This is a genomic window from Streptomyces graminilatus (assembly GCF_001418565.1).
Classification (GTDB): Bacteria; Actinomycetota; Actinomycetes; order Streptomycetales; family Streptomycetaceae; genus Streptomyces; species Streptomyces graminilatus.
Map to the genome: position 1 here is coordinate 1 of NZ_LIQQ01000569.1, position 7,959 is coordinate 7,959.

The 7,959-nt window shown below is 70.4% G+C and carries 6 protein-coding genes; 1 reads left to right on the plus strand and 5 read right to left on the minus strand.

What is annotated here, in order from left to right; genetic code table 11:
- Positions 1 to 1,031, minus strand: a 1,031-nt coding sequence (locus AOK08_RS36765) for a hypothetical protein (RefSeq protein WP_063794205.1), incomplete at its 3' end; no start/stop codon positions are given.
- Between the two features lie 342 nt (positions 1,032 to 1,373).
- On the opposite strand from AOK08_RS36765, the gene AOK08_RS36770 reads away from it, so the two are divergent.
- Positions 1,374 to 2,312, plus strand: coding sequence for a M56 family metallopeptidase (locus tag AOK08_RS36770; protein WP_055534184.1), 939 nt, complete (start codon positions 1,374 to 1,376; stop codon positions 2,310 to 2,312).
- 249 nt (positions 2,313 to 2,561) lie between these two features.
- Here AOK08_RS36770 and AOK08_RS36775 read toward each other — a convergent pair whose 3' ends face one another.
- From AOK08_RS36775 to AOK08_RS36790, 4 genes are all read right to left on the minus strand, one after another.
- A complete protein-coding gene (locus AOK08_RS36775; RefSeq protein WP_055534186.1) occupies positions 2,562 to 3,968 on the minus strand; it encodes an AI-2E family transporter in 1,407 nt (468 codons plus the stop codon).
- A gap of 146 nt (positions 3,969 to 4,114) precedes the next feature.
- A complete protein-coding gene (locus tag AOK08_RS36780; RefSeq protein WP_055534188.1) occupies positions 4,115 to 4,810 on the minus strand; it encodes an aggregation-promoting factor C-terminal-like domain-containing protein in 696 nt (231 codons plus the stop codon).
- A 457-nt stretch (positions 4,811 to 5,267) separates the two neighbouring features.
- Complete coding sequence (locus AOK08_RS36785; protein WP_055534190.1) at positions 5,268 to 6,593, minus strand: PhoH family protein; 1,326 nt, start codon at positions 6,591 to 6,593, stop codon at positions 5,268 to 5,270.
- A 357-nt stretch (positions 6,594 to 6,950) separates the two neighbouring features.
- Complete coding sequence (locus AOK08_RS36790; protein WP_055534192.1) at positions 6,951 to 7,727, minus strand: isoprenyl transferase; 777 nt, start codon at positions 7,725 to 7,727, stop codon at positions 6,951 to 6,953.
- Between the last annotated feature and the right edge of the window lie 232 nt (positions 7,728 to 7,959).

Here is a 7,959-nt window from a genome sequence, read left to right on the forward strand (position 1 = left end):
TTCCAGCTCGTCCCGCGCTTTTCGGGGGCGAGAGATTCGGTGATGCCACTGGCGCCGGGTTCGCGGCGGGGCAGCGCGGGAACGGGGCCCCTCGGTGGCGGCGCCGGCCGGTGCGACGGCTGCGGCTGGGCGTCGGCGGCGAGGACGGCGGCGAGCGCGGTGACCACGGCGGCATCGACGTACGGGGGCGGCGGGGGCGGTGGTGGCGCGGGCGGCCTGCGCTGCCACAGCCCCTCCGCCGGCACCCGTACGACCGGCGGTGGCGTGGCCCCCTCGGCGCACTCCAGGAGCCCGGCACCGAGCATCCGCGCCAGCTCGACCGCCACCGTGTACACGCCCCGCCCGGTACGGAACGCGAGGTCCCGGGCGGTCCGCCGGCCGTCGGCCTCGGCCAGCAACTCCCGCTGTACGGGGGTGAGCCACCCCTCGCTCACCGCGACCGGCGCCTGACCCCGGCCGGGGCGCTCACGGTTCGGGCGTACCGGGTGGGGCAGGGCGGCGAGGGCGGCCAGTTTGCGGTTGGCGTCCTGGAGCAGGCGGATGGGCCCCTCCCCCACCGGGACGGGGGCGAGCGGCTCGGCCCCGGGGTCGCGTTCGCAGGCGTCCACCCGGCCGGCGACGACCGCGAAGACGGCGTCCCGCAGCGCCATCATGCAGACGACGCGCAGTTGGGCGGCGCCCGCGTACCCGTGCCTGATCAGTTCCGCGCCCGGCCAGCGCGCCCCGCCGGCCTCGCGCACCAGTTCGGCCCACTCCTCACCGCTGATCCGTCGCGAGCGCAGCAGCAGGGCTTCCGGGCCGGGGGCGCCCGGGCTCTCGGCGCCGACGACGAGGCCGCGCCGCAGATGGAAGGTCCCGCCGGGGCTGCCGGTCGCGCGCAGCGCCCCGGTGAACTCCTCGCGCCCGCAGTCGGCGAGGGCGCTCAGCAGCAGGTCGTAGCCGATCCGGCCGAGGGAATCCGGGGCCGCGCGCCGGGATTCGGAGCCCGGGGCCGATACGGACGCGGATACGGAATCGCGGATGACCGACATCACTCCCCTTGGCCCTGCTCCCGGCATTTCGCACATACGCCTGACGCGTCGCACTGAGGGGGTATGTGTATCAGCCCGGGCGCATATTCAGACCGGGGTCTTCCTACCTGACGGAAGTTGAAATCTCTCGCCGCTCGACGGTCTTTGTTCGACGCTCATTTGATCGAACCGGTACCGGTTCGGTCGCCTCGCGCCGGGCGGCCGTGTACCGCCCGGCGGCACGGGTGACTGGACGCGGCAGGCGGTACGTCCGACAATGGACGGACCCTCACCCCGTTCGTCGCCGCCTTCGTCGTACCGGCCGCGAGGACCGTCCTTCTCCGATTGAGGGAGCCACCCGCAATGACCGTCGCCCTGGCGCTGATGGCCGCCGTCGCCATCACCGCCGCCGCTGTGCTGCCGCGCGTGCTGACCCGGGCGGGCTGGCCCGACCGGGAGCCGGTGCTGGGGCTGTGGGTGTGGCAGTGTCTGGTCGCCACCGTGCTGGTGTGCTGCCTCGCCGCGCTGCTGCTGGGCGGGACGGCCGCGTTCGGCACGGTCCAGGCTCACGCGTTCGCCCCGGGGCCGTCCTCGGTCGGCGCCGCCCAGCAGCTCGGGCGGGCGCCCGTCTGGCTCACCGTGCTGACGCTGCTGCTGGCCTGCGGGGCGGCCTGGACGGTCGCCATGCTCGGCCGGGAACTCGCCGAGGCGCGCAGACGGCGTCGGCTGCGGCGCCTGGATCTGCGGGAACGCGCGCCGGACCTGCCCGCCGGGTTCCCCGCCGCCGAGGGGCCGTTGCTGGTCCTGGAGGACGAGTATCCCGACGCCTGGCTGCTGCCCGGCGCGACGCCCCGGCTCGTCGTCACCACGGGTGCGCTGCGGCGGCTGTCCGACCATGAGCTGGACGCCGTGCTCGCCCATGAACTCGGGCATGCCCGTGCCCGGCACGACTGGCTGCTGCATCTCGCTCAGGCGCTGGCCACCGGGTTTCCGCGTGTTCCGGTGTTCGCGCACTTCCGGGACCAGACGCACCGGCTGGTCGAACTGGCGGCGGACGACACGGCGTCCCGGCGCTGTGGGCACCGGACCACCGCGCTCGCGCTGATCGAACTCAACCGGCATCGGGGGGTGTTGTCGTGCGCGTGCACCCGTGGTCAGTTGGGTGACCGGGTCGAGCGGTTGCTGGCGCCTCCGCCTCGGCTCGATGTGTCGTATCGGGCGGCCACGACTCTGGCTGCCGCCATGGCTCCGATGATTCCGCTGGTGATCGCGTTGGGGCCGGCGTTGAAGGTTTTCAGCTAGGTGGCTCCGCCGGTTTCGCCGGTACTGAGTCTGCGGGTTCGCTGTGGCTGGTCGCGCAGTTCCCCGCGCCCCTTGAGGGTCCTGCCGGGTTCGGCCGTACTGAGTCTGCGGGTTCACTGTGGCTGGTCGCGCAGTTCCCCGCGCCCCTCAGGGGGGCCTGCGGCCCCACTCGGGAAAGCTGTCGCCTGCGGGTCCGTCGTGGCTTGTCGCGCAGTTCCCCGCGCCCCTTGAGAGGGGCCTGCGGCCCCGTCAGGGGGACTGTGGGCCCTCGTGTTGGGTCTTGGTCAGGGCGATTTCTGCTGAGGTGGCTCCCCTTGGTTGGGGGGCGTTGCGTAGGGCCGCCGCTGTTTCGGGGGTGTGGGCCTGGGAGTACGAGTGGAGGTAGCCGACCACCGTGTTCGTCACCGCTACCAGCGGTACGGCCACCACCGCGCCGCCGATGCCCGCCACCATGCCGCCCGCCGCCACGGACAGCACCACCGCCAGCGGGTGGACGCGGACCGCGCGGCCCAGGATGAACGGCTGGAGGACGTGGCCCTCGATCTGCTGCACGGCCAGCACCACCCCGACCACCAGGACCGCCGTGAACACGCCCTGGGTCACCAGGGCCACCACCACCGCCAGGGCGCCCGAGGCGACCGCGCCCACCAGCGGGATGAAGGAGAACAGGAAGATGAAGACGGCCAGCGGGACGGCCATGGGGACGTCGAGGAAGTAGATGCCCAGGCCGATGAAGACGGCGTCGATCAGAGCCACTATCACCGTGCCCCGCACATACGCCGTCAGCGTGCGCCACGCTCGCGGACCCGCGCCGGCGACACCGGGCCGGGCCGCCGCCGGGACCAGCTTCAGCGTCCACTGCCAGATGCGCTTGCCGTCGTAGAGGAGGAAGAGGGTCGAGAAGGCGGCCAGCAGTATGCCGGTCAGCGCCTCGACGACGACCGTGACGCCCTCCAGGCCCACCGAGGTGATCGAGTCCGTGTTGGCGCCGATCGCGTTGCGCAGGTTCTCGGCGATCTTGTTGATCTGTTTGTCGGTGACGTGGAACGGGCTGTTGAGCAGCCAGTTGCGCAGTTCGAGGATGCCGTCCTGGACCTGGTCGGAGAGCTGGTCGATGTTCTCCATGACCTGCCAGGTCACGAACCAGCCGATGAGCCCCATCACGACGAACCCGAGGATCGCGGTGAGCGCGGTCGCGGGCCCGCGCGGCATGCCCCACCCGGTGAGACGGGCGACCGCGGGCTGGAGCAGCGCGGTGATGAGGAGCGCCACCACGAAGGCGAAGACGACGAGTTGGACCGCGCTGATGACCCGCATCAGCACCCAGAGCGTGCCCGCGAGCACCAGCAGCCGCCAGCCGGCCTCGGCCGCGACCCGTACGCCCCACGGGACGGCGGCGGCGGGCTCAGGCCGAACGGGGGGCACACGGAGGTCCGTTGGGGTGGTGGCAGCCGCGCGGGAAGGCTGGTCCGCCTTTTCGTGCGGCTGCTGCCGCTCGGGCCGTGCGGGGTCCGGTGATGCTGGAGGGCCGTACGGGGACGGGGTCCCGTCGTCCGTGTGCTCCTTCTCCACCTCGGCCCGGCGCGCGTCCAACCGCTCGCCCATCTCGGTGAGCCGGACACCGGCCCGGCCGAGCCACTGCGGCAATCGCGACATGATGCGCCCTCGTCCCCCGTATCTCCCTCTGCCCATCCCTCTCCCCAAAGCCTCCGGAGCCTCGGGAGCAGCGGTCCGCATCTGACCGTACATGGCCGAAGCCCCTCACCGAAGGACGGTGAGGGGCTCGGAAAGGTTGAGAAGGCCTAGTAGTAGTGGTTCGCCTGCCAGAAGTTCCATGCGCCGCACGGGCTGTCGTAGCGGTCGTTCATGTAGCTCAGGCCCCACTTGATCTGGGTGGCCGGGTTGGTCGCCCAGTCGGCGCCCGCAGAGGACATCTTGGAGCCGGGCAGCGCCTGCACGAGACCGTACGCGTCGGAACTCGGGTTGTCCGCCTGGTAGTTCCAGCTCGACTCGTGGTCCACGATGTTGCTGAAGCACTGGAACTGGTCCGCCGGAACGATTTGGCGGGCCATTTCCTGGACCTGGGCGACGGTGTACGAGGACTGCACCGCGAAGGTGGAGGGGTCACGCGTCGCGGAGCGGCTGGCGGCCTCTTCCGCTTCCTTGCGCGCCTTGGCCTCCGCCTCGGCCTTCTCGGCGGCCTTCTGCTTGGCCACCGCGTCCTTGGCGGCCTGCTTGCGGGCAGACTCCTCGGCGTCCTTCTTCGCGGTGGCGTCGGCGGCGATGGCCTGGATGTCGGCCTGCTGCGTCAGGGACGCGGTCTGCACCTCGGCCTGGGAGCCCACGGGGATGTCCGTGAGCAGGGTGGTGTCGCCCACCAGTGCCTCGGCCTCGTGAGGGGTCCCGGTGCTGCCCGAGGCAACACCTGTAACTGCGCCGACAGCGGTGACCGCGGTGGCCGAGGCCACTGCCAGTCCCCGGACCGAAATCCGGCTCACACGGTTTCCTTCCAGCGTCGCCCGCTTCGGTGACCCTGGCGGACGCGATCTTGCCCCCAAGACACTGGCCTCCCAACTGCGTGGTCACGGGAGACACGGGCCCGGTGGGCAACTCCTCTGCGAGGAGCGCCGCGTGGTGCGCGGGCGGCATACGACGACGGTATGGAGTTGAAGGTGGTGCTTCGGTGGTGCCGTACTACTGAAGGTACAGATGTGTCGTATGCGGGGCCTGACAGGAGTGTGACTCTGCCGCACGTGGACGCCGGGTGGCAATTCTGAGTTGCGTGTGAAAGCTCACACCAGGTATGGCCCAGGTGATTTGAGGAAAGCCGCAGACGCGGAAGCGCCGCCCGGCTAGGCTCTACGCCTTTGCCGGACGGCGCCCTATTCCTGAACTCCAGAGTAACCGGGCACAATTGCCCAATTGCCCGAGTGAGTCCCTATCCGCCCAACCGGGTCAGATCTGTCCGTCCTCCAGCATTTCGGTCACCAGGGCCGCGATCTGCGACCGCTCGGACCGGGTGAGGGTGACGTGCGCGAAGAGCGGGTGCCCCTTCAGCTTCTCGACGACGGCCACGACACCGTCGTAGCGGCCGACCCGCAGATTGTCCCGTTGCGCCACGTCATGGGTGAGAATCACCCGGGAGTTGGCGCCGATCCGGGACAACACGGTGAGCAGGACGTTCCGCTCCAGCGACTGTGCCTCGTCCACGATCACGAACGCGTCGTGGAGCGACCGGCCGCGGATGTGGGTGAGGGGCAGCACCTCGAGCATGCCGCGTGCGGTGATCTCCTCGATGACCTCGCGGCTGGTGACCGCGGACAGCGTGTCGAAGACCGCCTGCGCCCAGGGGCCCATCTTCTCGGACTCGGAGCCTGGCAGATAGCCGAGTTCCTGCCCGCCCACCGCGTACAGCGGCCGGAAGACCATCACCTTCTTGTGCTGCCGCCGCTCCAGCACGGCTTCCAGGCCGGCGCACAGCGCGAGCGCCGACTTGCCGGTGCCCGCCCGGCCGCCCATCGACACGATCCCGATGTCCGGATCGAGCAGGATGTCGAGCGCGATCCGCTGTTCGGCGCTCCTCCCCTTGATACCGAAAGCCTCACGATCCCCTCGTACGAGGCGGACGTTGCCCTCGGCCGTGACGCGGCCCAGGGCTTTGCCGCGCTCCGACTGGATCATCAGACCGGTGTGCACCGGCATTTCGGAGGCTTCCGGGACGTAGGTGTGGCCGTCCTCGAAGAGGAGGTCCACCTGTTCGCCGGGCAGGGTCAGTTCGGACATTCCGGTCCAGCCGGAGGAGCCCGTGATGGCCAGCTCCGCGCGGTACTCCTCGGCGAGGAGCCCGACGGACGAGGCCTTGATCCTGAGTGGAAGGTCCTTCGACACGACGGTGACGTCGTACCCCTCGGCCTGCAGATTGCGGGCGACCGCGAGGATGCGGGAGTCGTTGTCCCCCAGGCGATAGCCGCTGGGCAGCACGCTGGGGTCCGAGTGGTTGAGCTCGACACGGACGGTCCCACCCAGTTCCCCGATCGGAATCGGGGCGTCGAGTCGGCCGAACCTGACGCGGAACTCGTCCAGCATGCGCAGGGCCTGCCGGGCGAAGTAGCCGAGTTCGGGATGGTGCCGTTTGGCCTCCAACTCCGTGACCACGACGATCGGCAGCACGACTTCGTGCTCGTCGAAGCGGTTCAGGGCGCCTGGATCGGCCAGCAGGACGCTGGTGTCGAGGACATAGGTGCGCCGGTCTGGCATACGGCGCTTTGTGCTGGTCACCACGGAAGGACGTACCCCCTCGGATGAGGTCGGGGAGCGACGAAGGAGATCTGGACCGGTCGACGGCCCCAGTGCGCGGGCCGAAAACCGGCCCTCCGCCTGTTCGCCCGTGCTGTGACCACACGGTCGGGCTGGTGCAAAGGGCCTCCCGGGCGGACGGCCCCGTGCCGCCCGCTGAGATACGACACCCGTGGTTCGGGTGTCGACCTGCTTGGCTTATGCCCTCGAACATGCGCTGCCATGCCACACCGCGATGCGGCGCGCTGGTGAACTCCTTGTTACTTCCGTCCCAGCGCCCCGAAGAGGCGCGGGAAACCACGCGACCGGCCCCCGCCGGCCGCGGTGGACGAACAGCCTGTTTCAGCCGCCGAAGCGCCGGTGGCGGGCCGCGTAGTCGCGCAGGGCGCGCAGGAAGTCGACCTTGCGGAAGGCCGGCCAGAAAACCTCGCAGAAGTAGTACTCCGAGTGGGCCGTCTGCCAGAGCATGAACCCGGACAGCCGCTGCTCGCCGCTGGTGCGGATGACGAGGTCGGGGTCGGGCTGGTCGCTGGTGTAGAGGTGCTTGCCGATCAGGTCGATGTCGACGGTCTCGGCGAGTTCCTCCAGCGAGGTGCCCTTCTCGTGGGCGTCGAGCATCATCGAGCGCACGGCGTCGGCGATCTCCTGCCGGCCTCCGTAGCCGATGGCGACGTTGACCAGTATCCCGTCCGTCACATGGGCGGTGGCCTCCTCGGCCTCCTTGAGCTGGGTCTGCAACTGCCCGGGGAGCAGATCGAGGTTGCCGACGTGGTGGACGCGCCAGCGGCCGTCGGCGGCGAGGGAGGTCACCACGTTCTCGATGATTTCGAGGAGCGGTGCGAGCTCCTCCGGCGGACGGTTGACGTTGTCCGTGGAGAGCAGCCAGAGGGTGACGACCTCGACATCGGTCTCGGAGCACCAGCCGAGGAACTCCTCGATCTTGTCGGCGCCCGCCCGGTGCCCCTGGGCGGTGGTGGAGCCCGCCGCCTTCGCCCAGCGCCGGTTTCCGTCCACGATGACGCCGATGTGCTTGGGCACCTGGTCGTGGTCGAGATGGCCCTCCACCCTGCGTGTGTAGACCCGGACCAGCAGTCGGCGCAGGTTGTCGCGCAGGTTCACGTTTTTGTCAGCCCCTCCGTACGGATCGGACAGGCACGGCCGGGCGCAATCCCTGGCGCGCTCCCTGCCCGTATGGCGGTCCTCGGGGGTGGCGATCCCCGGAGGGGAAGCGTACCGCTGCGGGAAGGGGGGTCCTGCGCCCGGGGAACATGGGCAGTTGGGCCCGCGTGGCCACGGGTGGGCCACAGATGGGCAAAGGGGGCCCTGTCTCCTTGGAGGAAGGAGGGGGAGG

Bases quoted from the DNA above. Each gene is read 5' to 3' on its own strand.
- AOK08_RS36775 (WP_055534186.1), bottom strand. From the start codon at position 3,968: ATGTCGCGATTGCCGCAGTGGCTCGGCCGGGCCGGTGTCCGGCTCACC.
- AOK08_RS36770 (WP_055534184.1), top strand. From the start codon at position 1,374: ATGACCGTCGCCCTGGCGCTGATGGCCGCCGTCGCCATCACCGCCGCC.